A 263-nucleotide genomic window follows, 5' to 3' on the forward strand; every position below is an offset into this window, starting at 1 on the left:
GCTTCATTTTTCAATGGTATTTTTAGTTGAATCCTCAATAATCCAATCTGCAGCTTGAAGTAAATCCGGAAAAACTGCATCTGCGAGTTCATCCTGCTCACCTAGGTAAACACATTTCGTCCCCGCTTTTTTTCCGGCCATAATATCCGTATCGGTATCCCCCACCATATATGATTTTGATAGGTTCACATTATACTTCCTTGCAAGGTCCTCAATCATTTTACTTCCGGGTTTTCGACATTCGCAACCCGCTTTCGGTTTAT

At 41.1% G+C, this 263-nt stretch carries 1 protein-coding gene; it reads right to left on the bottom strand.

Annotated features, from left to right (window positions below; translation table 11 throughout):
• Positions 1 to 3: 3 nt before the first annotated feature.
• The coding region (locus tag SB749_RS19840; RefSeq protein ID WP_410711817.1) for an HAD hydrolase-like protein at positions 4 to 263 on the bottom strand (260 nt) is incomplete at its 5' end.

Origin of the sequence: Brevibacterium sp. SIMBA_078, assembly GCF_046534565.1 — a bacterium.
GTDB lineage: Bacteria > Actinomycetota > Actinomycetes > Actinomycetales > Brevibacteriaceae > Brevibacterium.